This is a genomic window from Streptococcus sp. HMSC062H02 (genome assembly GCF_001813005.1).
GTDB lineage: Bacteria > Bacillota > Bacilli > Lactobacillales > Streptococcaceae > Streptococcus > Streptococcus oralis_S.
Map to the genome: position 1 here is coordinate 20,697 of NZ_KV811097.1, position 26,616 is coordinate 47,312.

At 42.9% G+C, this 26,616-nt stretch carries 27 protein-coding genes; 23 read left to right on the top strand and 4 right to left on the bottom strand.

The annotated features are described in order from the left end of the window. Nucleotides 1-32: 32 nt before the first annotated feature. The 7 genes from HMPREF2885_RS01595 to HMPREF2885_RS01625 all read left to right on the top strand — a co-directional run bounded on the left by HMPREF2885_RS01595 (nucleotide 33) and on the right by HMPREF2885_RS01625 (nucleotide 7,260). Complete coding sequence (locus HMPREF2885_RS01595; RefSeq protein ID WP_000359242.1) at nucleotides 33-1,451, top strand: NCS2 family permease; 1,419 nt, start codon at nucleotides 33-35, stop codon at nucleotides 1,449-1,451. 53 nt (nucleotides 1,452-1,504) lie between these two features. Then, entirely contained in the window at nucleotides 1,505-2,212 is a 708-nt protein-coding gene (locus HMPREF2885_RS01600) for a CPBP family intramembrane glutamic endopeptidase (protein WP_000653642.1), read from the top strand. Nucleotides 2,213-2,287: 75 nt separating this feature from the next. Next, nucleotides 2,288-3,262, top strand: coding sequence for a dihydropteroate synthase (gene folP, locus HMPREF2885_RS01605; protein WP_070656911.1), 975 nt, complete (start codon nucleotides 2,288-2,290; stop codon nucleotides 3,260-3,262). A gap of 1 nt (nucleotide 3,263) precedes the next feature. After that, nucleotides 3,264-4,586, top strand: a complete 1,323-nt coding sequence (locus tag HMPREF2885_RS01610) for a bifunctional folylpolyglutamate synthase/dihydrofolate synthase (protein WP_070656912.1) — start codon at nucleotides 3,264-3,266, stop codon at nucleotides 4,584-4,586. Then, nucleotides 4,567-5,121 (top strand): GTP cyclohydrolase I FolE, encoded by a 555-nt coding sequence (gene folE / locus HMPREF2885_RS01615; RefSeq protein ID WP_000380933.1) that lies wholly within the window; start codon nucleotides 4,567-4,569, stop codon nucleotides 5,119-5,121. Before HMPREF2885_RS01610 ends, folE begins: the two co-directional genes overlap by 20 nt. 41 nt (nucleotides 5,122-5,162) lie before the next feature. Then, nucleotides 5,163-5,984: a 2-amino-4-hydroxy-6-hydroxymethyldihydropteridine diphosphokinase gene (gene folK / locus HMPREF2885_RS01620; RefSeq protein ID WP_070656913.1), complete on the top strand. Its 822-nt coding sequence runs from the start codon at nucleotides 5,163-5,165 to the stop codon at nucleotides 5,982-5,984. Further along, the gene (locus tag HMPREF2885_RS01625; protein WP_070656914.1) at nucleotides 5,977-7,260 is read left to right on the top strand and encodes a hypothetical protein; all 1,284 of its coding nucleotides are present in this window, start codon (nucleotides 5,977-5,979) and stop codon (nucleotides 7,258-7,260) included. Before folK ends, HMPREF2885_RS01625 begins: the two co-directional genes overlap by 8 nt. A 50-nt stretch (nucleotides 7,261-7,310) precedes the next feature. Here HMPREF2885_RS01625 and HMPREF2885_RS01630 read toward each other — a convergent pair whose 3' ends face one another. After that, a complete protein-coding gene (locus tag HMPREF2885_RS01630; RefSeq protein WP_000886045.1) occupies nucleotides 7,311-7,628 on the bottom strand; it encodes a DUF960 domain-containing protein in 318 nt (105 codons plus the stop codon). A gap of 203 nt (nucleotides 7,629-7,831) precedes the next feature. Here HMPREF2885_RS01630 and ccpA point away from each other — a divergent pair, with 203 nt between their 5' ends. Further along, nucleotides 7,832-8,842, top strand: a complete 1,011-nt coding sequence (gene ccpA / locus HMPREF2885_RS01635) for a catabolite control protein A (protein WP_001090637.1) — start codon at nucleotides 7,832-7,834, stop codon at nucleotides 8,840-8,842. A 53-nt stretch (nucleotides 8,843-8,895) separates the two neighbouring features. On the opposite strand, the gene HMPREF2885_RS01640 is transcribed toward ccpA, so the two are convergent. After that, nucleotides 8,896-9,858 carry an asparaginase gene (locus HMPREF2885_RS01640; protein WP_061426607.1) on the bottom strand — a complete coding sequence of 321 codons (963 nt, stop codon included), beginning with the start codon at nucleotides 9,856-9,858 and terminating at the stop codon, nucleotides 8,896-8,898. Nucleotides 9,859-9,923: 65 nt separating this feature from the next. On the opposite strand from HMPREF2885_RS01640, the gene HMPREF2885_RS01645 reads away from it, so the two are divergent. Further along, nucleotides 9,924-11,309, top strand: coding sequence for a Cof-type HAD-IIB family hydrolase (locus tag HMPREF2885_RS01645; RefSeq protein ID WP_070656915.1), 1,386 nt, complete (start codon nucleotides 9,924-9,926; stop codon nucleotides 11,307-11,309). A 500-nt stretch (nucleotides 11,310-11,809) separates the two neighbouring features. Then, nucleotides 11,810-13,786: a CAP domain-containing protein gene (locus tag HMPREF2885_RS01650; protein ID WP_070656916.1), complete on the top strand. Its 1,977-nt coding sequence runs from the start codon at nucleotides 11,810-11,812 to the stop codon at nucleotides 13,784-13,786. A gap of 121 nt (nucleotides 13,787-13,907) precedes the next feature. Here HMPREF2885_RS01650 and HMPREF2885_RS01655 read toward each other — a convergent pair whose 3' ends face one another. Continuing rightward, nucleotides 13,908-14,360 (bottom strand): universal stress protein, encoded by a 453-nt coding sequence (locus tag HMPREF2885_RS01655; RefSeq protein WP_000079162.1) that lies wholly within the window; start codon nucleotides 14,358-14,360, stop codon nucleotides 13,908-13,910. A gap of 166 nt (nucleotides 14,361-14,526) precedes the next feature. Here HMPREF2885_RS01655 and HMPREF2885_RS01660 point away from each other — a divergent pair, with 166 nt between their 5' ends. From HMPREF2885_RS01660 to rpmH, 3 genes are all read left to right on the top strand, one after another. Further along, nucleotides 14,527-14,826 (top strand): hypothetical protein, encoded by a 300-nt coding sequence (locus tag HMPREF2885_RS01660; protein ID WP_049490446.1) that lies wholly within the window; start codon nucleotides 14,527-14,529, stop codon nucleotides 14,824-14,826. Nucleotides 14,827-14,970: 144 nt separating this feature from the next. Then, nucleotides 14,971-16,185 carry a pyridoxal phosphate-dependent aminotransferase gene (locus tag HMPREF2885_RS01665; RefSeq protein WP_049490443.1) on the top strand — a complete coding sequence of 405 codons (1,215 nt, stop codon included), beginning with the start codon at nucleotides 14,971-14,973 and terminating at the stop codon, nucleotides 16,183-16,185. A 144-nt stretch (nucleotides 16,186-16,329) separates the two neighbouring features. Continuing rightward, a complete protein-coding gene (rpmH, locus tag HMPREF2885_RS01670; protein ID WP_000831905.1) occupies nucleotides 16,330-16,464 on the top strand; it encodes a 50S ribosomal protein L34 in 135 nt (44 codons plus the stop codon). 181 nt (nucleotides 16,465-16,645) lie between these two features. Here rpmH and HMPREF2885_RS01675 read toward each other — a convergent pair whose 3' ends face one another. After that, the gene (locus HMPREF2885_RS01675) at nucleotides 16,646-18,490 is read right to left on the bottom strand and encodes an APC family permease (RefSeq protein ID WP_070656917.1); all 1,845 of its coding nucleotides are present in this window, start codon (nucleotides 18,488-18,490) and stop codon (nucleotides 16,646-16,648) included. Between the two features lie 151 nt (nucleotides 18,491-18,641). Here HMPREF2885_RS01675 and HMPREF2885_RS01680 point away from each other — a divergent pair, with 151 nt between their 5' ends. The 10 genes from HMPREF2885_RS01680 to purR all read left to right on the top strand — a co-directional run bounded on the left by HMPREF2885_RS01680 (nucleotide 18,642) and on the right by purR (nucleotide 26,586). Then, nucleotides 18,642-19,415 (top strand): TatD family hydrolase, encoded by a 774-nt coding sequence (locus tag HMPREF2885_RS01680; protein WP_070534915.1) that lies wholly within the window; start codon nucleotides 18,642-18,644, stop codon nucleotides 19,413-19,415. Beyond that, nucleotides 19,415-19,981, top strand: a complete 567-nt coding sequence (gene rnmV, locus HMPREF2885_RS01685; protein WP_070534913.1) for a ribonuclease M5 — start codon at nucleotides 19,415-19,417, stop codon at nucleotides 19,979-19,981. Before HMPREF2885_RS01680 ends, rnmV begins: the two co-directional genes overlap by 1 nt. A 107-nt stretch (nucleotides 19,982-20,088) precedes the next feature. Beyond that, nucleotides 20,089-20,424, top strand: coding sequence for a hypothetical protein (locus HMPREF2885_RS01690; RefSeq protein WP_070534910.1), 336 nt, complete (start codon nucleotides 20,089-20,091; stop codon nucleotides 20,422-20,424). Beyond that, nucleotides 20,421-21,293: a 16S rRNA (adenine(1518)-N(6)/adenine(1519)-N(6))-dimethyltransferase RsmA gene (gene rsmA, locus HMPREF2885_RS01695; RefSeq protein ID WP_070534908.1), complete on the top strand. Its 873-nt coding sequence runs from the start codon at nucleotides 20,421-20,423 to the stop codon at nucleotides 21,291-21,293. Before HMPREF2885_RS01690 ends, rsmA begins: the two co-directional genes overlap by 4 nt. Before the next feature lies 1 nt (nucleotide 21,294). Next, a complete protein-coding gene (gene rsgA / locus HMPREF2885_RS01700) occupies nucleotides 21,295-22,173 on the top strand; it encodes a ribosome small subunit-dependent GTPase A (RefSeq protein ID WP_070534906.1) in 879 nt (292 codons plus the stop codon). 10 nt (nucleotides 22,174-22,183) lie between these two features. Next, nucleotides 22,184-22,840 (top strand): ribulose-phosphate 3-epimerase, encoded by a 657-nt coding sequence (gene rpe / locus HMPREF2885_RS01705; protein ID WP_070534904.1) that lies wholly within the window; start codon nucleotides 22,184-22,186, stop codon nucleotides 22,838-22,840. Next, nucleotides 22,803-23,465: a thiamine diphosphokinase gene (locus HMPREF2885_RS01710; RefSeq protein WP_070534902.1), complete on the top strand. Its 663-nt coding sequence runs from the start codon at nucleotides 22,803-22,805 to the stop codon at nucleotides 23,463-23,465. The genes rpe and HMPREF2885_RS01710 overlap by 38 nt, the downstream gene beginning before the upstream one ends. A gap of 1 nt (nucleotide 23,466) precedes the next feature. After that, a complete protein-coding gene (gene rmuC / locus HMPREF2885_RS01715; RefSeq protein WP_070656918.1) occupies nucleotides 23,467-24,723 on the top strand; it encodes a DNA recombination protein RmuC in 1,257 nt (418 codons plus the stop codon). Further along, complete coding sequence (locus HMPREF2885_RS01720) at nucleotides 24,713-25,654, top strand: 3'-5' exoribonuclease YhaM family protein (protein ID WP_070534898.1); 942 nt, start codon at nucleotides 24,713-24,715, stop codon at nucleotides 25,652-25,654. The genes rmuC and HMPREF2885_RS01720 overlap by 11 nt, the downstream gene beginning before the upstream one ends. Before the next feature lie 104 nt (nucleotides 25,655-25,758). Continuing rightward, nucleotides 25,759-26,586: a pur operon repressor gene (gene purR, locus HMPREF2885_RS01725; RefSeq protein ID WP_002874197.1), complete on the top strand. Its 828-nt coding sequence runs from the start codon at nucleotides 25,759-25,761 to the stop codon at nucleotides 26,584-26,586. Nucleotides 26,587-26,616: the final 30 nt, after the last annotated feature.

A 26,616-nucleotide genomic window follows, 5' to 3' on the forward strand; every position in this document is an offset into this window, starting at 1 on the left:
ATTGTTCGTAAAAAAACAAAAGGAGATTAAAGATGGACAAACTATTTAAACTAAAAGAGCACGGGACAGATGTCCGTACAGAGGTGCTTGCTGGTTTAACAACATTCTTTGCAATGAGTTATATTCTCTTTGTAAACCCTCAAATGCTTTCCCAAACGGGTATGCCTGTTCAAGGTGTGTTCTTGGCAACGATTATCGGTTCTGTAGTCGGTACCTTGATGATGGCTTTCTATGCTAACTTACCATACGCACAAGCACCAGGTATGGGACTAAATGCCTTCTTCACATTTACAGTTGTATTTGGCATGGGCTATACTTGGAAAGAAGCTCTTGGTATGGTCTTCATTTGTGGAATTATTTCACTGATTATTACCTTGACAAATGTTCGTAAAATGATCATCGAATCTATTCCAACAACACTTCGTTCAGCTATTTCCGCTGGTATTGGTGTTTTCCTTGCCTATGTTGGGATTAAGAATGCTGGTCTCTTGAAATTCTCAATCGATCCAGGTACTTATACGGTAGCAGGTGAAGGAGCAGACAAGGCTCAAGCTGCACTTACTGCAAACTCCGCAGCTGTTCCAGGCTTGGTAGACTTCAATACTCCAGCCGTATTGGTGGCTCTTGCTGGTTTGGCTATTACCATCTTCTTTGTTGTTAAAGGCATCAAAGGTGGAATTATTCTTTCTATTTTAACAACGACTGTCCTTGCTATTGCTGTTGGTGTTGTCAAATTATCAGGGATTGACTTTGCTAGCAACAATCTTTCAGCAGCGGTTAATGATTTAGGAACTTTGTTTGGTGCTGCTCTGGGTTCAGAAGGTTTAGGATCTTTGATTTCAAACACTTCACGTTTACCAGAAACTTTGATGGCTATTCTTGCCTTCTCACTAACGGATATTTTTGACACAATCGGTACTCTTATCGGTACTGGTGAAAAAGTTGGTATCGTTGCGACAAGTGGGGAAAACCATGAGTCAGTTAAATTGGACAAGGCTCTATACTCTGACTTGGTGGCAACTTCGGTAGGTGCCATTGCAGGTACTTCAAACGTTACGACCTATGTTGAGTCTGCGGCGGGTATCGGTGCTGGTGGACGTACTGGTTTAACAGCCCTAGTGGTTGCGATCTGTTTTGCTCTATCTAGCTTCTTTAGCCCACTTCTAGCGATTGTTCCGACAGCTGCAACAGCACCAATTTTGATCATCGTCGGTATCATGATGCTTTCTAACTTGAAAAATATCCCTTGGGATGATATGGCTGAAGCGGTTCCTGCCTTCTTCACATCTATCTTTATGGGATTCAGCTACTCTATCACACAAGGGATTGCTGTTGGTTTCTTGACATACACCTTGACAAAAGTTGTCAAAGGTCAAGCCAAGGATGTGCACGTAATGATTTGGATTTTGGATGCCTTGTTTATCCTTAACTATATCAGTATGGCGCTATAAATGGTATAATAGGAAAAGGGGAGTCTCCCCTTTTTCTTATAAGGAGGTACATCATGAAAGATAAGACGATTTGGCAAGAGGTTTTAAACAGAGGGAAATGGGTGCTCATCCTTTTGGTAGCTTTTGTTTTATCTCAATTTCCCATAGGACTGGCTTTGTTTTTAGCAAACAAACAGTTTCCGATTTTACAGTCAGGGCTCTTAGTAGGTGCTCTATCCATAGTCGTTTTGATTGTATTCATTATTGGTGCACGAAAAACACAACTTGCTACTTTTAATCTATCCTTTTTTAAGGCAAAAGACTTGGCTCGCTTGGTACTGAGTTATCTGGTGATTTTTGCGACAAATCTCTTGGGTTCACTCCTGCTTCGACTAACAAATGAGGCAACAACCAATAACCAATCAATACTGAATGGTTTGGTTCAGAATAGTTCCTTGATTTCAACTTTCTTCCTACTAGTCTTGATTGCGCCGATTTGTGAAGAAATTTTGTGTCGAGGAATTATTCCTAAAAAGATTTTCCGTGGAAAAGAAAAACTAGGTTTTGTTGTTGGTGCAATCGTCTTTGCCTTGCTCCATATGCCAACCAATTTACCTTCAGTGATTATTTATGGAGGAATGTCAACGGTTTTGACTTGGACAGCCTATAAGACTGAGCGTTTGGAGATGTCCATTTTGCTTCATATGATTCTCAATGGTATTGCATTTTGTTTGTTGGCCTTATTGGTATTGATTAGTAGAAATCTAGGTCTATCATTCTAAACCATTGGCCCGCTTGGAAAAGATGAATACTAGCGTATCCATCTTTTTCTTTTTATGGTAAAATAGAGGGATAATATGGTAGAGAACCTTAAGGGAGTAACCGTTATGTCCAATAAAGTCAACCACGGAAAAACAGCTATTTGTGGAATTATCAATGTAACACCAGATTCTTTTTCGGATGGTGGGCAGTTTTTTGCTCTTGAGCAGGCGCTCCAGCAAGCTCGTAAATTGATAGCAGAAGGAGCGAGCATGCTAGATATCGGTGGAGAATCGACTCGGCCGGGTAGTAGCTATGTTGAGATAGAAGAGGAAATCCAGCGTGTTGTTCCAGTGATTAAAGCTATCCGTGAGGAAAGTGATGTTCTCATTTCTATCGATACATGGAAAAGTCAGGTGGCAGAGGCTGCCTTGAAAGCTGGTGCCAATCTGGTCAATGATATCACTGGTCTCATGGGAGATGAGAAAATGGCGGATGTGGTTGCTAAGGCTAGAGCGAAAGTGGTTATCATGTTTAATCCAGTTATGGCTCGACCTCAGCACTCTAGCTCGCTCATATTCCCTCATTTTGGCTTTGGACAAGCTTTTACAGAGGAAGAGTTAGCTGACTTTGAAAAAATGCCAATCGAAGACTTGATGGAGGCTTTCTTTGAACGAGCTCTAGCGAGAGCGGATCAAGCTGGGATTGCAAGAGAAAATATTCTGCTGGATCCAGGGATTGGCTTTGGTCTGACCAAGAAGGAAAATCTACTCCTTCTACGGGATCTAGATAAACTACACCAGCAAGGCTATCCGATCTTTCTTGGAGTTTCGCGTAAGCGATTTGTTATCAATATCCTGGAAGAAAATGGTTTTGAAGTTAATCCTGAAACGGAAGTCGGTTTTCGTAATCGAGACATAGCTTCGGCTCATGTAACTAGTATCGCTGCGAGACAGGGTGTCGAAGTAGTGCGTGTGCACGATGTAGCCAGTCACAGGATGGCGGTTGAAATTGCGTCAGCCATTCGTTTGGCAGATGATGCAGAAAATCTAGATTTAAAACAATATAAATAAGATGAACGAAATTCAAAACAATCAGTGGATTGCCCACTACCGGACGGACCAACCACATTTTGGCTTGGAACGCATGGTAGAACTCCTAGCTCTGCGAGGCAATCCCCATCTCAAACTCAAGGTCATCCATATCGGAGGGACCAACGGCAAGGGGTCTACCATTGCTTTTTTGAAAAAGATGCTGGAAAAGCTAGGACTGAGAGTTGGGGTGTTCAGCTCGCCCTATCTCATTCATTATACGGATCAGATTAGCATCAATGGGGAATCTATCCCCGAGGCTAGGCTAGAAGCCCTCATGGCAGACTATCAGTCTTTGCTTGAGGGAGAATCGGCTGACAATTTGCAGGGAACAACCGAGTTTGAGATTATCACAGCTCTAGCTTATGATTACTTTGCCTTAGAGCAAGTAGATGTGGCTATCATGGAAGTCGGCATGGGTGGTCTTTTGGATAGTACTAATGTTTGTCAGCCAATTTTGACAGGGATTACGACCATTGGACTGGACCATGTAGCCCTACTTGGGGACACCTTGGGGGCCATAGCAGAGCAGAAGGCTGGTATTGTCAAACAAGGTATTCCTTTGGTGACAGGTCATATTGTTCTTGAAGCCTTGACTGTGATAGACTCTATTGCAGAAGCTAAAAATGCGCCGAGACTTGCCTATGGGAGTGATTATCAAGTTTCTTATCAAGAAAGTGTGGTGACAGGTGAGGTATTTGACTATACAAGTGCTGTCAGACAAGGTCGCTTTCAGACAGGTCTGCTTGGTTTGCATCAGATTGAGAATGCAGGGATGGCGCTTGCCCTCCTAGACACTTATTGCCAGGAGACTGGGCGAGAATTTGCAAGTAATGCCTTGGTCGCTCAAGCCTTGGAGGAAACCAGATGGCCAGGACGTTTGGAGGTCGTGTCTAGCGCCCCATTGTTGCTTTTGGATGGGGCCCACAATCCCCATGCTATCAAGGCTTTATTAGCAACCTTGCAAGAACGCTTTGCGGATTATCATAAGGAAATCCTCTTTACGTGTATTAAAACCAAGGCTTTGGAGGATATGCTGGATTTACTAGAGACGATGCCAGATAGTCAATTGACCTTAACCCATTTTGACGATAGTCGGGCGACGGATGAAAGCGTGCTGAAAGAGACAGCCAAGTCTAGAAATCTCAATTACCAAAGTTGGCAGGATTTTCTAGAGCAGAAATTGACAGATAAAAATGAAGAGAAACAAACAGTTAGGATTGTCACGGGTTCCTTGTATTTCTTGAGCCAAGTGAGAGCCTATCTGATGGAGAGGAAGAACGAGAATGGATACACAAAAGATTGAAACGGCTGTAAAAATGATTATTGAGGCTGTCGGTGAGGATGCTAACCGCGAGGGCTTGCAGGAAACACCTGCTCGTGTAGCCCGTATGTACCAAGAGATTTTTTCAGGTCTTGGCCAAACTGCTGAGGAACACCTGTCAAAATCCTTTGAGATTATCGACGATAATATGGTGGTGGAGAAGGATATCTTTTTCCACACCATGTGTGAACACCACTTCTTGCCCTTCTATGGGAGAGCGCACATTGCCTATATTCCAGACGGTCGTGTGGCAGGCCTGTCCAAGCTAGCTCGTACAGTTGAAGTCTACTCTAAAAAACCACAGATTCAAGAACGGTTGAATATTGAAGTGGCTGATGCCTTGATGGACTATCTGGGGGCTAAGGGAGCCTTTGTTGTCATTGAGGCGGAACATATGTGTATGAGCATGCGTGGTGTCAGAAAGCCAGGTACTGCGACTTTGACTACTGTAGCCCGTGGCGTATTTGAGACGGATAAGGACCTCCGAGACCAGGCTTATCGTTTAATGGGACTATAAAAGAATCCGCTTTAAGCGGATTTTTCTAGAAAGGACTAGTTATGGATCAACTGCAGATTAAAGATTTGGAAATTTTTGCCTATCATGGTCTTTTCCCTAGTGAGAAAGAATTGGGGCAGAAGTTTGTTATTTCCGCAAGCTTATCCTATGATATGACCAAGGCGGCTACAGACTTGGATTTAACAGCCTCTGTCCATTACGGAGAACTGTGTCAGCAGTGGACGACTTGGTTTCAGGAAACCACTGAGGACTTGATTGAAACGGTAGCCTACAAACTAGTTGAACGTACCTTTGAGACCTATCCTCTTGTCCAAGAGATTGAGTTGGAACTAAAAAAACCTTGGGCTCCAGTGCATTTGCCATTGGATACCTGCTCGGTGACCATTCGCCGTCGTAAGCAGCGAGCCTTTATCGCCCTAGGAAGTAATATGGGAGACAAGAAAGCGAACTTGGAACAAGCTATTGATAAACTGCGGACTCGAGGTATCCATATTCTCAAAGAGTCCAGTGTCTTGGCGACGGAGCCTTGGGGTGGTGTGGAACAAGATAGCTTTGCCAATCAGGTGATTGAAGTAGAAACCTGGCTACCAGCACCAGTCTTGTTAGAAACATTGTTAGCCATTGAGTCAGAAATGGGACGGGTTAGAGAAGTGCATTGGGGGCCTCGCTTGATTGATTTGGACTTGCTTTTTGTGGAGGACCAGATTATTTACACAGACGAGCTCATCTTGCCTCATCCTTATATAGCAGAACGCCTCTTTGTTCTTGAGCCGTTAGTGGAAATAGCTCCCCATTTTATCCATCCGATCCTAAAGCAACCAATTCGTTACTTGGTTGACCAGTTGGAGCAAGGAAATGCCTAAGCTTTCCGAGACCTATAGCAAGTGGAAGAGTATCGGGGAGGGACTGCTTGCTATTGTTTTAGGGCTTCTCTTGATTCGTTTTGGACAAGTTATTCCGCGAATGGGGTACCAGTTGCTGATGGGTTACTTTTCCTTGTCAGCAGTTTGGCACTTGTTGACTCGCTGGTTTCAGGATAAAAAACGTCGGGAAAATATCTTTGTAACCTTGGGCAAGCTGGTGGTTGCGGCTCTGGTGTTTGACTCTATCATTTTGCAAGACCTTGCCCTCTATCTCTTGGTCTTTATCATTGCGAGCTATCAGCTGTTTACGGGCATCATTAGTCTTGTGACCTGGTCTCTCTATCGAAAAAATGCCATTCATCCTCGGCTCCATCATCTCTTCGATGCTGTATGGATGATAGGATTCGGACTTTATAGCATCTCTCCGTTTCACGATGCAGCGAATTTTGAATTGCTCTTGCTTGGGTTTTACTTGCTCATGCTAGGAGCCAGTAGCCTCCGGGACGGTTTCTTTTTTGAAAAAATAGAAAACAATCCCAAGCTGAAACGACGAATGCGAATGACCTTGCCGATCTTTGTGACAGCGCTGATCCCTATCAGTACCTTGCGAAAACTAAATGAGTGGCTGGCAAATCATGAAAGTCAAGAAGGGGAAGTTCATTCAGAAAGAAAAAATGACCAGGCGGTTGATATGGAAATTTTTGTTCATACCTCAGAAACCTCCTTCTTCCTTGCTATGGGACATGTGGATATTTGTTATCAAGGGCAGGTTATTTCCTATGGTTCCTATGATCCCCACTCGGAGCGTTTATTCGGCATGGTTGGAGATGGTGTTTTGTTTAAGGCCAATCGGGAAAAATACATCGAGCTCTGTAAGAGGGAAAGTCAGAAGACCTTGTTTGCTTATGGCCTGAGTTTGACGGAGCAACAGAAAGCAGCTATCCAAGCGCGTTTAGCGGAGATAGAAGACCTGTTAATTCCTTGGGAACCAAGCTCGCAGTTGATGAAAAGAAGAGAGGGAGAGGTAAAGCATACCTACTCCTACCAACTAAAAGAGGAAGCAGATGCGACCCTCTATAAATTCAGCTCATCCGAGTTTAAGACCTACTTTGTTCTCAGTACCAATTGTGTTCTGCTAGCAGACTCTATCGTGGGAAAAGCTGGAACTGATATATTGAGTCCCCAAGGTTTCATTGTGCCAGGGACTTATCAGGATTACCTTGATTTAGAGTATACAAAACCCAATGGTCTAGTTGTTAGTCGATCCATTTATTAGAAAAAGAAAACTCTAGTTCCTCAGCAGCTTGCGCCGAGAAGCTAGAGTTTTTAAAATAGGTCATTTTCTTCTGGAAGGAGGATGGTTTCTCTGCCGTCCAAGTCTAAAACAAGGACCCTAGGCGGGTAAAGCGGATCGAAAGGATGATTGAAATCAAAATCAATACTAGTCGGAAGGTGCTGACTAGAAAAATGGAAGGTGATGGTCCCCTTATTGTTGAGCAGTTGAAACTCAAGTTCTTCTTCTAATTCAAAGACATTTTTCAGGAAATGATCAATAATATACCATAAAGAGTCAATGACATCGTCAGGCAGGCTGGTCACGACACCAAAACTAGCGGAACGTCTCTGTGTATTTGTAAAAGCCATGTTCTCCTCCCCCTTTATTTTCCTTATCATACAGCAAAATGTCTTAAAAATCAAGAAATCCTACTCGTTTTTTCAAAATGGGAATAAACTGTGAAATTTTTTCAAAGTTTCTCTAAAAAATACTTGAAAGTGTTTACAATAAGTGATAAAATGGAGTAAGTAGATGCGTGAAAGCGAAATTTTCATTATAGAAAGGAAACGGAATGAACACAGATGATACAGTAACGATTTATGACGTCGCCCGTGAAGCAGGAGTTTCAATGGCAACAGTTAGCCGTGTCGTTAATGGCAACAAGAATGTTAAAGAGAACACTCGAAAAAAAGTCCTAGAAGTGATTGATCGCTTGGACTATCGTCCCAATGCGGTAGCACGTGGTTTGGCTAGCAAAAAAACAACGACAGTCGGAGTTGTGATTCCTAACATTACCAATGGTTATTTCTCAACACTTGCTAAGGGAATTGACGACATTGCTGAAATGTACAAGTATAACATTGTCCTAGCAAATAGTGATGAGGATGATGAAAAGGAAGTTTCAGTGGTTAACACTCTCTTTTCAAAACAAGTCGATGGGATTATCTTTATGGGCTATCACTTGACTGAAAAGATTCGTTCAGAGTTTTCTCGTTCACGGACACCGGTTGTTCTTGCTGGTACTGTAGATGTAGAACACCAACTTCCAAGTGTAAATATCGACTACAAACAAGCAACGATTGATGCTGTAAGCTACCTTCTAAAAGAAAACGAAAAGATTGCTTTTGTGAGTGGACCACTCGTCGATGATATCAATGGCAAGGTTCGTTTGATCGGTTACAAGGAAGCCTTGAAAAAAGCAGGATATTCTTATAGCGAGGGATTGGTCTTTGAATCAAAATACAGCTATGACGATGGTTATGCCTTGGCAGAACGCTTGATTTCATCACAAGCTACAGCCGCAGTTGTAACAGGTGATGAATTGGCAGCAGGTGTGTTGAATGGTTTAGCTGACCATGGTGTATCTGTGCCGGAAGAGTTTGAAATCATCACGACAGATGACTCTCAGATTGCACGATTCACTCGTCCAAACTTGACGACTATTGCCCAACCTCTTTATGACCTAGGCGCTATCAGTATGCGTATGTTGACTAAGATTATGCATAAGGAAGAATTGGAAGAACGTGAAGTTCTCTTACCTCATGGTTTGACAGAACGCCGCTCCACACGAAAACGTAAATAGAAAAAATCAGGGAATCGTGAAGATTTCCTGATTTTGTGTTCTAGAGAAGAGGTTTATCCTTCCATATAGTCTTTCAAAGCTTGTCCTTTTAGTCCAGCATTAAGGGCAATTAATAATTTGAGGCGCGCTTTTTGAGCGTTGAGTTCTTTGACAAAGAAAACACCAGCTCGTTGCAACTGCACTCCTCCACCTTGGTAGGCGTAGACAGGTTCAGCAATGCCATTAAAGCACCGTGAGACCAGGGCGACTGGGATTCCTTTCTGGAGGAGATTTTCCAACTTTTGAGCTGTTTCTTTGGGAACATTGCCTGCTCCAAAAGCCTGAATGACTAAGCCATCCAGCTGTTCCAAGTCTAACATATCGATCAGCTCGTCTGTCATACCGGCATAGGCTGAGATGATGGGAACTAGACCTTGAATATGCTCAAGATCAAAGCGGACACGAGGTTCAGCCGTTTTAAAGTAGAGGATTTCTTGCTTCATGATGAGGCCAAGTGGTCCATGTGTTGGGGTTTGAAAGGTGCTGACGTTGGTCGTATGAGTCTTGGTAACATACTTGGCTGCGTGGATCTCGTCGTTCATGACGACCAGTACACCCTTGTCGGCTGCTTTATCATCACTGGCAACTCGTAAAGCGCTCAGATAGTTATAAACACCATCGCTACCAAGTTCGTTTGAACTACGCATGGCACCTGTTAGAACGATGGGGATGGGCGGAATTTTCATGGTATCAAGGAAGTAAGCTGTTTCTTCTAAGGTATCTGTACCATGTGTGATGACAACTCCATCGTAGTTATCAGCTTCTTCTTTAATCTTATGATAGAGTGCAAGCATATGCTTGGGTTTGATATGAGGGCTTGGCAGATTAAAAAAGTCTAGGGCATGAACCTCAATCCCTTCAAGCGGATTGGAAACATGGTTCATGGGATTTTCCTGGCTAGTTACAACGGCACCAGTGGCGTCTGCTTGCATGGAAATAGTCCCACCTGTATGTAAAACAAGGATTTTCTTAGGCATGATTTAGTCACTCTTTCTGAAATGTGGTATAATCATTGTAACACAAAAGGGGAGAATGGGACAGGATGGAAGTCAAGGCTGTTTTTTTTGATATCGATGGAACGCTAGTCAACGATCGCAAGAGTGTTTTGAAATCCACTAAGGACGCGATTAAGATTGTCAAAGAGCAAGGAGTGCTTGTTGGAGTAGCGACAGGACGAGGGCCGTTTTTTGTCAAGGAATTGATGGAAGACTTGGACCTAGACTTTGCGGTGACCTACAATGGCCAATACATTTTTAATAAAGAAAAGGTGCTCTTTGCAAGTCCGATTGCTAAGTCAAGCCTGCGTCAACTGATTGCTTACGCTAAAAAGGAGCGTAAAGAAATCGCTCTTGGAACCGAGCATGCCGTTGTTGGTTCGAAGATTATGTCATTTGGTCTCGGCTCCTTTTCACAACTGGTTAGTCGTTTTATTCCGACTGTGCTGACAAGAACCGTTAGCCGTTCCTTTAATCGAATGGTTAGCAAGGCAGTTCCTCAAAAGGAAGACGACCTGCTTAACTTGATTAATCAACCCATTTATCAAGTTTTGATGCTGATGACGCCAGAGGAATCTGAGAAGGCAGCAGCTGATTTTGAAGATTTGAAATTAACTCGAAGCAATCCTTTTGCAGCAGATATCATCAACCAAGGAAATTCCAAACTAGAAGGCATTCGCCGAGTCGGGAAAGAATATGGATTTGATCTCAATCAAGTCATGGCCTTTGGTGATTCAGACAATGATCTAGAAATGTTGGCGGGTGTTGGGATGTCGGTTGCTATGGGAAATGGCAGTAGCAGTGTCAAAGAAGTCGCCAAGCATATTACGGCAAGTAATCAACAAGATGGTATCCACAAGGCGCTCGAGCACTTTGGTGTTTTGGCTTCAGAAAAAGTGTTTGTCAGTCGAGACTATCACTTTAATAAGGTCAAAACCTTCCACCACATGATGGATGAACGAACTCAAGAAGAGCCACAGGCATGGGATGCTGAAGGTGCAACCCACCGCGCAGACTTTAAAATTGAAGAATTAGTGGAGTTTGTTCGTGCAGCAAGTTCTTCGGAGGAAGAATTCCAAAACTCCCTTGCAAGCATGCATGAGGCACTTGATAAGGCGGCAGAGAAAGTGGAGAAAAAGACGCCTGCTAAGCAAAATCTGGTCGGTCAAGTGGATGCTTTGATTGACACACTGTATTTCACATACGGTAGTTTTGTATTGATGGGAGTAGACCCAGAACGCATTTTTGATATTGTCCATGAAGCAAATATGGGGAAGGTTTTCCCTGATGGAAAAGCTCATTTTGACCCAGTTACACACAAGATTTTAAAACCAGATGACTGGGAAGAAAAATATGCTCCAGAACCTGCCATCCGACAGGAACTACAACGTCAGTTTAAAGCTTATGAGCGACATAAAGAAAGAAAAAAATAAAAAATAAGAGAAATTCTTTTCCCTGGATGAAAAATCCGGGGATTTTTTGAACTGAAATCCGAACAATTACACATATATCACTAATTATTGTTAGCATATTTATACTTATTTTGGATTAAAAAACGTTTGAAATTTTTTTTGAAAAAGAAAAGAAAAATATTTTAGTTTACAAAAAATAATGCAGAGCGGCATTTTGCCCCAATTTATCTAGCTTTCCTTTTAAAATAATATCAAAAAAAGACGAGTCAAATTATTTGATATTTGAAAGTTGATGTGTTAGAATAAATTCAGAAAGCGAATAAATATAAAATCCTCATGCTACTACAATATGCTCTTTTTAAAGACAGAAAGTCAACTTGTTTATTTCAGGCCTGTTAACAAGTTGATGTCAAGAATTCACTCTAGTTTTGAGGTTTAGTTATAAAATTGTGCACAATTGCTTTCCAAATTTTTATTATTTTAATTTTCAAGTTTAGAAATTAAAGAATTAAGAGGTTGAAATGAAGAAAAAATATACCTATTTGACAGCTTCTGTTTTAACAGCTGTAACAATGCTTCCAACTTTTGCACCAAGTGAAGCTCACGCTGCTTACAACTGGAATGGGAATAATAGCTACTATACAAGAACTAGCCGCCGTTCAAGCAATCGTACTTCTAACCGTACTACTGCAAATCGTAGCCGCACATCAAACTATACTGTAAGAAGTTATGGCTACAACAGTTATTACCCAAGCTATAACTATGGCTACAATAGCTACTACCCAAGCTATAACTATGGATATGGTAGCTATTACCCAAGTTACAACTACGGTTACAATAATTGGAATAACTACTATGGCTATGACAACAGTAGCAACTACTATGGTTATAACTATTGGAATAATTACAACAACCTTGCTAGCGATGAAAACTATATTTACTGGAATGGCAATCACTACTACCGCATGAACGACGGTAGCTACCGTATTTATCGTAACGGTCAGTGGAAACCTTTGACAAACAATAGTAACAACAACTCATCTACTAACAACTTGGAAAACGATCCGCACTATCGTTACGAAAATGGGTACCATTACTATGTATTGGACAATGGCGATTATTACTACTACCAAAATGGTAAGTGGGTATTGGTGAAAGATTCTGCTGATACAACACCAGCACAACCGGCAACACCTGCTGAACCAAAACCAGAACAACCAACAACTCCGGTTGAGCCAGCACAACCAAGCCAACCTGAAGTTCCTGCTCCAACGCCAGCAGAACCAGAGACTCCAACACCAGCTCCTAGTGATAAACCTGAAGAGCCAACAACACCAGCTGAGCCAAAACCAGAACAACCAGCAACTCCAAGTGTTGACCTACCAGAAAATCCACCAATTAATGGTGCTGATAGTGAATTTGATCCATTCAAGCCATCAACAGAAACGCCAGCAGAACCAAAACCAGAAACACCAGCAACTCCAGCTATCCCAACAACACCAGGTTTGGTAACGACTGATGAACCAAGTGAAAACCAAATCCCTGATTATGTTGAAAAACCAGCTGAAGGATTGGAACACTTGGCTTGGGCACCAAATGGACAAACTCCAAAATTGGTTTACCCACCAGGTAAACCAGGTGATGCAGTCCTCAAGAATGATAAAAACTACTACTTCGACGGTAGTGTACATTACTACTATGTACCATCTAACTCAGAGCGTACAGGTTACTCAGCATACTGGAAGTGGCTTGGAGGAAAATGGAAACTTCAAGGGATGACTGATCCAAACGATCCAGCTCGTGATCCAAAACTTCACGAAAACACTGCTGATGACGAGTACATGTACAGTGACAAGAACTCAAGTGTGAAACTTTACTCAACTAACTTGGTAACGACTGCTAAAGCAGGTCAAGCATTGCCATTCAAGAATGTTGAAGAGTTCAAAAACTATGTCATCGAAAAAATGAATCCTAAGTTCCTTGATAACTCTGGTTGGGATGCTAAAGTTGAGTGGGAAATCGAAGATCCAGAAATCTTTGAGAAGACGAAAGAAAACCCATACGCTAAGGACTATGTCTTGATTGCAAATCTCAAGAGTGGTGTCGAAGACAAGAAATACAGTGATGTAGAATTTGGTTATGTGAAGTTTGTTTACCGTGTTGAAGCAACAAACGATACAAACTATGACTATGTTTCAAAAGCGAAAGAAGCTTTCGCTAAAATCAATGAGACTCGTAAAGCTCAAGGATTGAAAGAATTGACTTGGTCTGAAGACATTTATCAAAATCAAGCACTTCCGAAAGTAAATGAAATTTCACGTCAATACGATAGCACAGGCTTTGTAGGACGTCGTGATGAAGATGCTGCTGTTGTCGTTAAGAAATGGGCAAACAGTGGTTTGAGAGACTTGCTTCTCGATCCAAATGTCACTGAGGGAGCTGTAGCAGCAGTAGTTGATGGAAATGGTGTATACTACTGGGCATACAGTTACAAATAATTCAATCTTTTGAGATTGACTACTTTCTAAATAAGATAGAGGCTTTAAACAATTGTTTAAAGCCTTTTTGTGACCCAATCAGGATAAACAAAAAGGAGCCAGAGGCTCCCTTTTTTAATGATTACAATGTTTTTTCACTTTCTCTCACGACCAGCAAATCGACTTTTGCATGGCGGAGAATGTACTCAGATGAAGAGCCAACCAAGAGGCGTTCAAAGGCATTAAGCCCTGTTGCACCAACGAGAATCAGGTCAACATTTTCTGCGTCTGGAATAGTACGGGCAAGGAGGGTTTTTGGATTTCCCATTTCGATGACGATGTGAATATCGGTCACACCAGCATCTCTTGCGCGCTTTTCGTACTCCTTCATCAGACTTTCAGCATCGACTTGGAGTTCTTCGTAAACTTCAGCATCAAAGGTAGACACGCTTTGAAGAGCGCGTGTGTCGATAACATGGGCAATGGTGAGCTTGGATTCGTTGCGTAGAGCAGTGTAAACACCTTTGACGAAAGCCAAGTCCGCTTCTTTAGAACCATCAATTGCGACCATAACATTTTGGTAACGTTGTGCCATAATGAAACCTCCTGAAATTTTCTTACTGTTATTGTAACCCTTTTCACTAAAGAAGTAAAGTAAAAATCATATTTAAATAAATATTATTGTAGATTCGATTTGGTGGAGATATGTTAAAATAAAAGAAAACGAGATAGTAGGAAACACAGCGAGGGGATGAGAAAGTATGAAAGGCTCTGTTCAAGCTTCTAAAAAAATAAGTTTTCTTTATCATGGAATTATCCTTGTGTCGCTTGTAGGTGAAGTAGTGATGCTTTGGCAGCTGGAAAGAGTCGTGCCCGTTCTTTATCCAGGATTTGTTGGATTTCTTCTCTTTCACCTAGTCTACCACATCATTTTATTGGTGATTGCAAAGAGAAGTGGTCGTTTGGACTATTTGGTCACGTGGGGGCTCTTTCTCATGTTTAATCTTTTATATGACTCCTTTTTAGCGCTGGTCTTTCTAGGTTTGTCTTTTGGTATGTGAGAAAATACTTCTGTATTCTAGTTGTTTAGACGGTGAGAACCTAGTCGTTGTGAGTTTTTTTCTTTGCTTGCTCATTTCAGGAAACTTGTCGCAATTCCTTTCTAGTGGTATAATGTTACTATCTCTATGAATTGAGGAAACAAGATGAAAGAATATAACAAGTCTAGTAAGTTAGAGCATGTTGCCTATGATATCCGTGGCCCTGTTTTGGAAGAAGCTATGCGGATGCGAGCAAACGGAGAAAAGATTTTACGTCTGAATACAGGGAATCCAGCAGAATTTGGCTTTACAGCGCCAGATGAGGTCATTCATGACTTGATTATGAATGCGCGTGATAGTGAGGGGTATTCTGACTCCAAAGGGATCTTCTCGGCCCGCAAGGCCATCATGCAGTATTGCCAACTGAAGAAATTTCCCAATGTGGACATTGATGATATCTACCTTGGAAATGGTGTCAGTGAGCTGATTGTTATGTCCATGCAAGGGCTTTTGGATAATGGCGATGAGGTCTTGGTGCCTATGCCAGACTATCCTCTCTGGACAGCCGCGGTCAGCCTAGCTGGGGGAAATGCCGTTCACTATATCTGTGATGAAGCTGCAGAATGGTACCCTGATATTGACGATATCAAGTCAAAAATTACTTCCAATACCAAGGCAATCGTCCTTATCAATCCAAATAATCCAACTGGAGCCCTTTATCCTAAGGAACTCTTGTTGGAGATTATTGAGATTGCTCGTCAAAACGATTTGATCATCTTTGCGGATGAAATTTATGATCGCATGGTGATGGATGGGCATGTGCATACGCCTGTGGCAAGCTTGGCACCTGATGTTTTCTGTGTCAGCATGAATGGTCTGTCAAAATCTCACCGTATCGCTGGTTTTCGTGTAGGCTGGATGGTCTTGTCTGGTCCTAAGACTCATGTCAAGGGCTATATCGAAGGGCTCAATATGCTGTCCAATATGCGCCTTTGCTCTAACGTTTTGGCCCAGCAAGTCGTACAAACTTCACTAGGTGGGCACCAGTCAGTGGATGAATTGCTCCTTCCTGGTGGACGGATTTACGAGCAAAGAAACTTCATTTACAATGCCATTCAAGATATCCCAGGTTTGTCTGCGGTCAAGCCGAAGGCGGGTCTTTATATCTTCCCTAAAATCGACCGCAATATGTATCGCATTGATGATGATGAACAGTTCGTTCTTGATTTCTTGAAGCAGGAAAAGGTTCTCTTGGTTCATGGTCGTGGTTTTAACTGGAAGGAACCAGACCATTTCCGTATCGTTTACCTTCCTCGTGTGGACGAATTAGCGCAAATCCAAGAAAAGATGACACGTTTCTTGAGTCAGTATCGTAGATAAGGCTTTCATAGGGAAAAGCAGGAAACATTTCCTTAGAGCTATTGACAAATAGGTCAGAATCAGATAGAATAGTAAAGTATGTTTAGTAACTGATCACTTTATAGCCGGCTAAACGAATACAAAATCTATGAGGAGGTATTCATCGTGAAACGTACTTATCAACCAAGTAAACTTCGTCGTGCGCGCAAACACGGATTCCGTAACCGTATGTCAACTAAAAACGGTCGTCGCGTATTGGCAGCTCGTCGTCGTAAAGGACGCAAAGTTTTGGCTGCATAATCCAAACGAATTCAACAAAGAAGTCAGTAGGAACTCGAGTCTACTGGCTTTTCTTTTTATCTTAAAGAGTGAACTGTCTACGAAATCGGTCATTTTAGATGAAACTCATGGAGGGCTCATTTAAAAGGTCACATACAAAAAACTCAAAACCAGATATAAGTTACTGATTTTGAGTTTTTGTTTATTCTTTTAAGTGATAAGAGTAGCTAGCGATAACGACGTCTTCATGCCATCTGAGAGCGTATTTTAGTTTGAGGCTCATTTGATTGTGCAGGATATTTTGCCAAGGCTTGTTAGGGATAAACTGTGGGACAAGGACTGTAACAGTGTAGTTTTTTTGCTTAGCTTCTTGGGCGATTCGTTTGACATACTTAACGCTAGGGGTGATGATGTCGCGGTAGCTAGTATTGATATTCTTCAAAGTGATATTTGGGAAGTAATCGGCAAATTCCTGGAGGATTTCTTGGTCTTTTTCCGCCGTTTCTTTAGTAGAAATGTGCATGGCCAACACTTCGTCACCGATACTTTGAGCGTAGTTAATGGCTCCGACACTTACTCGAGTAACATTTCCTACTAGGACAAGGACAAGATTACCGTCATAAGTGCGCTTTTCAACTCCTTCGTAGAGTCGCAGTTGTTTTGCCACTTTTTGGTAATGGCTGTGAATGGACAAAAAGAGGAAAGTTAAAACTAGGATAATTGGGAAGAATGGCCAGATATCACCCAGTCTGAAGAGGAGTAAAATGAGGACAATAGCATAACAAATGATGGCCCCAAGGATATTAGCAAAGGCAGGTTTTAAGAAGTTTGCTCCTTTTTCCTTTTTCCAATGGCGAATCATCCCAGTCTGAGAGAGGGCAAAGGGAACGAAGACCCCGATAGTATAAAGAGGAATCAAGCGTTCAGTATTCCCGTTAAAAATGAGAAGAAGGATCATAGCTCCAAAAGCCAGAGTTAAGATACCGTTGGAGTAGCCAAGGCGATCCCCCTTTTCCATAAAGAGATGGGGCATGTACTTGTTTTTAGCCATATTGTAAGCCAGCATAGGGAAGGCTGAAAAGCCAGTATTTGCAGCTACAGCTAGAATCAAGGCTGTTGAGAACTGGAAGAGATAGTAGCTAGCATGACCAAAGAATGAATCACCAAGAATGCCCTTGGCCATTTGCGAGAGGATGGTTTCTCCATTTTGAGGAGTGATACCCATCCAGTAGTTTAGGAAGGTAATGCCCGCAAAAAGAAATCCTAAAATGAGCGACATGATGGTCAGGGTCTGAGCAGCATTCTTTTCTTTCGGAGTTTTGAAAAATGGTACCGCATTTGAAATAGCCTCAACCCCTGTCAGAGAGGCAGAGCCACTGGTAAAGGCTCTCAATAGGAGAACGATGGAAAGGCTCGGAACGGTTTGCCCAATGGTTGAAGTCGCCTGGTAGTTTAGGGACCCTGTAAATAGTTGAAAGAACCCATAAAGCAAGAGAAAGACGGTACTGAAGATAAAGAGGTAGACGGGAATCATCAGAGAGCTGGCAGATTCTTTCAAACCTCTTAAATTCAAGAGCATGAGCAGACAGACTAGGAAAATAGAGATATGAAGATTATAGGGATGGAGGGCAGGGATGGCTGCAGTAATAGCATCAGCTCCAGACGCAACGGATACGGCTACTGTCAGCATATAGTCAACAAGGAGGCTGCCCCCTGAAATCAAGCCTAGTTCAGGAGAGAGATTTTCCCGAGTGACCATATAAGCCCCACCACCTTGAGGATAGGCGTGAATAATTTGACGATAGGAAACGGTCAAACTAGCGAGGAGTAAGAGGACAAAAATACCGATAGGGAGGCTCCACCAAATGGCGAGAGGAGAGAGACTGACTAAAACGAGAATGACTTGTTCAGGTCCATAGGCAATAGAAGACAGGGCATCACTGGATAACATTGCAAGTGCCTGCATTTTTCCAAGTAATCCCCCTTCACCATCTGTGAGAGACTTGAGTGGTCGACCGATAAAGGTATATTTTAATTTTCTAAACATTTTCTTTTCCTTTGATGAAAATTTCAATAAGTGTTATTATACTGCTTTGAAAAAAGGCAGTCAAGGGAGAATGATTGGTATTAGAATATTTTTACAAGCCGAGGGATGCTATTTTTGGTATAATAGATGGAAGAAAATGAGGTTAGAAGAGATGATTTTTGATACGCATACACATTTAAATGTAGAGGAATTTGCAGGACGTGAGGAGGAAGAACTTGCCTTGGCTGCTGAGATGGGTGTGACTCGGATGAACATTGTTGGTTTTGACAAGCCGACCATTGAACGTGCCCTAGAGTTAGCAGATGAGTATGAGCAACTCTACGCAACTATTGGATGGCATCCGACGGAAGCAGGGACTTACACAGACGAGGTCGAAGCTTACTTGCTTGAAAAACTAAAACATCCCAAGGTTGTTGCCTTGGGGGAGATTGGTCTGGACTACCATTGGATGACAGCATCTAAGAAAGTGCAGGAGCAGGTTTTTCGTCGTCAGATTCAGCTGTCTAAGGACTTGAATTTGCCCTTTGTGGTCCACACTCGTGATGCGCTAGAAGATACTTATGAGATCATCAAGAGCGAGGGAGTTGGTCCTCGTGGTGGGATTATGCATTCATTTTCAGGCTCTTTGGAGTGGGCTGAAAAGTTTGTGGAGCTTGGCATGACCATTTCCTTCTCAGGAGTGGTGACCTTTAAGAAAGCGACGGATATCCAAGAAGCTGCCAGAGAACTTCCCTTGGAAAAGATTTTGGTAGAAACAGATGCCCCTTACCTGGCTCCTGTTCCTAAACGTGGCCGTGAAAACAAAACAGCCTACACACGCTATGTGGTAGATTTTATCGCGGATTTGCGTGGTATGACGACTGAGGAGTTAGCCGCAGTAACAACTGCAAATGCAGAGCGTATCTTTGGATTGGACAGCAAGTGATGAAAGAAAAAATTTCCCAAGTCATCGTAGTCGAAGGACGGGATGATACAGCTAATCTCAAACGTTATTTTGATGTAGAGACCTATGAAACACGAGGTTCCGCAATAAATGGCCAAGATATAGAGCGGATTCAGCGTCTGCATGAATTGCATGGAGTCATTGTCTTTACAGATCCAGATTTTAATGGGGAACGCATTCGGCGCATGATTATGACGGCCATTCCAACGGTACAACATGCCTTTCTCAAACGAGATGAGGCTGTTCCCAAATCCAAGACCAAGGGACGTTCTCTGGGAATCGAACACGCCAGCTATGAAGATATGAAAACAGCGCTGGCTCAGGTGACAGAGCAATTTGAAAACGAGAACGAGTTTGACATCAGTCGTGGTGACTTGATTCGCCTAGGTTTCTTGGCGGGAGCAGACAGTCGTAGGCGCAGAGAGTATCTAGGCGAACAGCTCCGCATCGGCTATTCCAACGGCAAGCAACTCCTCAAGCGCTTAGAGTTATTTGGGATAACCTTGGCAGAAGTGGAAGAGACTATGGAAAGTTATGATAATAGTTAGATAGCCCAAAAATACAAAGGGAATGTGTTACAATAGAGGTACCTAGATTTATTTCAAGAGATTCATTTTGATAATATTTAAATGGAAATTTATAAGGAAAGAGCAAGATGAAAATACGAGTTGATAGAGAGTCTGTGTGTATGGGGGACGATGTATTGCCTCATGAGACAGAATTTGAGATTCCTGAAGATATGACGGTGAAAGAATTTTTTGACTTTCTAGAAAAGGAACGTTATTTGCCGTCTGTTCAAGGAAATAATGTCGCTTGGGAACTCCGTAATCGAAATAGGGAACAAGGTGTTTATTTTACCAAAACACGAGAGATTATCCATCCAGATGCGGTCTTAAAAGAGATGTTGGAAGGAATTACTGAGACTCCCTTATTTGTTTTGCTCTATCATTATACTCCGGAAGCATATTATATTAGAAAAGAGAATAAATGAGAATTGCAGATTACAGCGTGACCAAGGCAGTGCTGGAACGTCACGGTTTTACCTTTAAAAAGTCCTTCGGACAAAATTTTCTGACCGATACCAATATCCTTCAAAAAATTGTGGATACGGCTGAAATTGATGACCAAGTCAATGTCATCGAGATTGGGCCAGGAATTGGTGCCTTGACGGAGTTTTTAGCTGAGCGTGCAGCTCAAGTCATGGCATTTGAGATTGACTACCGCTTGGTACCAATCCTAGCGGATACTTTGCGGGATTTTGACAATGTGACTGTAGTAAACGAAGACATACTAAAAGTTGACTTGGCACAGCACATCCAGAATTTTAAAAATCCTGACTTGCCAATCAAAGTAGTAGCCAACTTGCCATACTATATCACGACTCCTATTCTCATGCACTTGATTGAAAGTGGTATTCCTTTTAGTGAGTTTGTCGTCATGATGCAAAAAGAAGTGGCGGACCGTATCTCAGCACAGCCAAATACCAAGGCTTATGGTAGTTTGTCGATTGCGGTGCAGTATTATATGACAGCCAAGGTTGCCTTCATCGTGCCTCGTACGGTCTTTGTGCCAGCGCCAAATGTGGACTCAGCCATTTTAAAAATGGTGCGCCGTCCAGAGCCTGCTGTAACAGTAAAAGATGAGAACTTCTTCTTTAAGGTTTCCAAGGCTAGTTTCACCCATCGTCGCAAGACCTTATGGAACAACTTAACAGGCTACTTTGGCAAGACTGATGAAGTCAAGGACAAGCTGACCAAGGCTTTGGACCAGGCAGGTTTGTCACCATCTGTGCGTGGAGAAGCTCTTAGCTTGGCAGAATTTGCTAGTTTAGCAGATGCGCTCAAAGGACAAGGATTCTAAGATGAAGGGACAAATCATTAAAGCCTTGGCAGGATTCTACTATGTGGAGAGTGAGGACCAAGTCTATCAGACACGTGCGCGCGGGAATTTTCGTAAAAAAGGTCACACGCCCTATGTTGGGGATTGGGTAGATTTTTCTGCGGAGGAAAATTCCGAAGGTTATATTCTCAAGATTCACGAACGGAAAAACAGTCTGGTTCGTCCACCCATTGTCAATATTGACCAAGCTGTGGTGATCATGTCCGTCAAGGAACCGGACTTCAACAGCAACTTGTTGGATCGTTTCTTGGTTCTTCTGGAACACAAGGGCATCCATCCTATCGTTTATATTTCTAAAATGGACTTGCTGGAAGATAGAGGAGAACTGGATTTTTACCAGCAGACATACGGTGACATCGGCTATGATTTTGTGACCAGTAAGGAGGAACTTCTGCCTTTGTTGACAGGAAAAGTGACGGTCTTTATGGGGCAGACAGGTGTTGGAAAATCAACCCTCCTCAATAAAATCGCACCGGACCTCAATCTTGAAACAGGAGAGATCTCAGACAGTCTGGGTCGCGGTCGTCATACTACTCGAGCTGTTAGTTTTTACAATCTCAATGGTGGTAAAATTGCGGACACGCCAGGATTTTCATCACTGGATTATGAAGTGTCGACGGCTGAAGACCTCAATCAGGCCTTTCCAGAAATTGCCAGTGTTAGTCGAGACTGTAAATTCCGTACTTGTACCCATACCCATGAGCCGTCCTGTGCGGTTAAGCCAGCTGTAGAAGAAGGCGCTATTGCAACCTTCCGTTTTGACAACTACCTGCAATTCCTTAGTGAAATTGAAAATCGCAGAGAAACCTATAAAAAAGTCAGTAAAAAAATTCCAAAATAAGGAGAAACCTATGTCTCAATACAAGATTGCTCCGTCAATTCTGGCAGCAGATTATGCCAACTTTGAACGTGAAATCAAACGCCTAGAAGCAACTGGTGCAGAATATGCCCATATCGATATCATGGATGGTCACTTTGTACCGCAAATCAGTTTTGGTGCAGGTGTGGTTGAAGCTCTTCGCCCCCATAGCAAGATGGTCTTTGACTGCCACTTGATGGTCGCTAATCCAGAGCATCATTTAGAGGACTTTGCGCGTGCAGGTGCAGATATCATCAGCATTCATGTCGAAGCAACGCCTCATATCCATGGTGCTCTTCAAAAGATTCGTTCTCTAGGTGTCAAGCCTTCTGTTGTCATTAACCCTGGTACGCCTGTGGAGGCAATCAAGCACGTTCTTCACCTAGTTGACCAAGTCTTGGTCATGACAGTGAATCCTGGATTTGGAGGACAAGCCTTTCTGCCTGAAACCATGGACAAGGTTCGTGAGTTGGTTGCCCTTCGTGAAAAAAAAGGGCTGAACTTTGAGATTGAAGTGGATGGTGGGATTGATGACCAAACTATTGCTCAGGCTAAAGAAGCTGGTGCTACCGTTTTTGTAGCAGGGTCTTATGTCTTTAAGGGAGATGTCAATGAACGAGTGCAAACTCTCAGAAAACAATTGGACTAGAGTTGCCGTTTTTGCCGGCGGGGATCGCGGTCATTATCGGACGGATTTTGATTGCTTTGTCGGTGTGGATCGCGGTTCGCTCTGGGTCTTGGAAGAAGATCTGCCTCTGGCTCTAGCAGTTGGGGATTTTGATTCGGTGACTGCAGACGAACGCCAGTTGATTCAAAAACGTGCCCAACATTTTGTTCAAGCCCAGCCAGAAAAGGATGATACGGATCTGGAATTGGCTCTCTTGACCATCTTTGAGCAAAATTCTCAGGCTCAGGTGACTATTTTTGGGGCTTTGGGTGGTCGGATCGACCACATGCTGGCCAATGTCTTTCTGCCTAGCAATCCCAAGTTGGCACCCTATATGCGTCAGATAGCGATTGAGGATGGGCAAAATGTGATTGCCTATTGTCCAGAAGGGACCAGTCAACTTGAACCCCGCTCAGACTACGATTATCTAGCCTTTATGCCTGTTCGGGATAGCCAGCTGACCATTATCGGAGCCAAGTACGAATTGACAGAGGAAAATTTTTTCTTTAAAAAAGTGTACGCTTCTAACGAATATATAGATAGGGAAGTTTCGGTGACTTGCCCAGATGGCTATGTCGTCGTGCTGCATAGCAAGGACAGGAGGTAGGATGGAGACTGTATTATTACTATTATTAATTGTCAACCTAGCTGGACTCTTTCTCATTTGGCAAAGGCAGGATAAGCAAGACAAGTACTTAGCCAAGAGTTTGGAGGATCAGGCAGACAATCTTTCAGATCAACTGGATTATCGCTTTGAACAAGCCAGACAAGCCAGTCAGCTAGACCAAAAAGACTTGGAAGTGGCTGTCAGCGACCGTTTGCAGGAAGTGCGAATGGAGTTGCATCAAGGCCTGACTCAAGTTAGACAGGAGATGAACGAGAATCTCCTTCAAACCAGAGATAAGACCGACCAACGCCTTCAAGCCCTGCAGGAGTCCAATGAGCAACGTTTGGAACAAATGCGTCAGACAGTCGAGGAAAAGTTGGAAAAGACCTTGCAGACGCGCTTGCAGGCTTCCTTCGAGACAGTTTCAAAGCAACTAGAGTCGGTCAACCGAGGTTTGGGAGAAATGCAGACAGTTGCCCGCGATGTCGGTGCCCTTAACAAGGTTCTCTCTGGAACCAAGACGCGAGGGATTCTGGGAGAATTGCAACTGGGGCAAATCATCGAAGACATCATGACACCAGCCCAGTACGAACGAGAATACGCAACGGTTGAAAACTCTAGCGAGCGAGTGGAGTATGCCATCAAGTTACCTGGACAGGGTGACCAGGAATATGTCTACTTACCGATTGACTCCAAGTTTCCACTGGAGGATTATTACCGCTTGGAAGAAGCCTATGAAGCAGGCGATAAGGACGAAATCGAACGTTGTCGCAAGTCACTTTTAGCTAGCGTCAAGCGCTTTGCCAAGGATATCAAGAGCAAGTATCTGGCGCCGCCTCGAACGACCAATTTTGGAGTCTTGTTTGTTCCAACAGAAGGACTTTACTCAGAAATCGTCCGCAATCCTATCTTCTTTGATGATTTGAGACGGGAGGAGCAGATTATTGTTGCTGGTCCAAGTACCCTATCAGCCCTGCTTAACTCTCTATCAGTTGGCTTCAAGACTCTCAATATCCAAAAGAGTGCCGACCATATCAGCAAGACCCTTGCTAGTGTCAAGACCGAGTTTGGCAAGTTTGGTGCCATTCTGGTCAAGGCACAAAAGCATCTCCAATATGCCTCTGGCAATATTGATGAATTATTAAACCGTCGTACCACAGCTATCGAGCGAACGCTCCGTCACATTGAATTATCAGAAGGTGAGCCTGCGCTTGATCTACTCCATTTCCAAGAAGATGAGGAAGAATATGAAGATTAGTCACATGAAAAAAGATGAGCTGTTTGAAGGTTTTTACCTGATTAAGTCAGCTGACCTGAGACAGACGCGTGCTGGGAAAAATTACCTAGCCTTTACCTTCCAAGACGATAGTGGCGAGATTGAAGGGAAACTCTGGGATGCCCAACCTCATAACGTCGAGGCCTTTACCGCAGGGAAAGTGGTCCACATGCAGGGGCGCAGAGAAGTTTATAACAACACTCCTCAAGTCAATCAAATTACTCTTCGCTTGCCTCAGCCTGGGGAACCCAATGATCCAGCTGATTTCAAGGTCAAGTCGCCAGTCGATGTCAAGGAAATCCGTGACTACATGTCGCAAATGATTTTCAAGATTGAAAATCCTGTCTGGCAACGTATCGTGCGTAGTCTCTACACCAAGTACGATAAGGAATTCTACTCCTATCCAGCTGCCAAGACCAACCACCACGCCTTTGAAACGGGTTTGGCCTATCATACAGCAACCATGGTGCGCTTGGCAGATGCCATTAGCGAGATCTATCCTCAGCTCAACAAGAGCCTGCTCTATGCTGGGATTATGTTGCACGACTTGGCTAAGGTTTTAGAACTCAGTGGTCCCGATCAGACGGAGTACACAGTTCGAGGCAATCTCATCGGCCATATCGCCCTTATCGATAGTGAAATTACCAAGACAGTCATGGAACTGGGCATCGATGATACTAGAGAAGAAGTGGTGTTACTGCGCCATGTCATCCTCAGTCATCATGGCTTGCTAGAGTATGGAAGTCCAGTCCGTCCACGCATTATGGAAGCAGAGATTATCCACATGATTGACAATCTAGATGCCAGTATGATGATGATGTCAACAGCTCTAGCTTTGGTGGACAAAGGAGAGGTGACCAATAAAATCTTTGCTATGGACAATCGTTCCTTCTATAAACCAGATTTAGATTAATAATTTAAGAAAAACGAGCATTTTTTACGCAATAATGTTCGTTTTTTTATGTGAATGTGGTATAATGGATAAAATATCAAAATAAAATGGAATGGTAAATAAAAATGAAATTAAGAAGAAGTGATCGGATGGTTGTCATTTCCAACTATTTGATTAATAATCCATACAAACTAACAAGTCTCAATACCTTTGCAGAAAAGTACGAATCTGCTAAATCCTCTATTTCAGAGGATATCGTGATTATCAAGCGTGCTTTTGAAGAAATCGAAATCGGCCATATCCAGACAGTGACTGGAGCAGGTGGTGGCGTTATCTTTACACCATCCATCTCGAGCCATGAAGCCAAAGAAATGATCGCAGACTTGCGTGACAAACTTTCAGAAAGCGATCGTATCTTGCCAGGTGGTTATATCTATCTGTCTGATTTGCTCAGTACGCCTGCCATTTTGAAAAATATTGGGCGCATCATTGCCAAGAGCTTTATGGACCAAAAAATCGATGCCGTTATGACAGTAGCAACAAAAGGTGTGCCACTCGCAAATGCAGTTGCCAATGTCCTCAATGTTCCATTTGTCATTGTGCGCCGTGACTTGAAAATTACCGAAGGTTCAACGGTCAGCGTCAACTATGTTTCAGGTTCAAGTGGTGACCGTATTGAGAAAATGTTCCTTTCAAAACGCAGCCTCAAGGCAGGCAGTCGTGTCTTGATTGTGGATGATTTCTTGAAAGGCGGAGGAACTGTCAACGGGATGATTAGTCTCTTGCGTGAGTTTGATTCAGAGTTGGCTGGTGTTGCAGTCTTTGCAGACAATGCCCAAGAAGAACGTGAAAAGCAGTTTGATTACAAATCACTCTTGAAAGTCACCAATATTGATGTCAAGAACCAATCCATCGATGTCGAGATTGGAAATATCTTTGACGAAGACAAATAAGAGATAGAACTAAAGGTTGGAACGATTGTC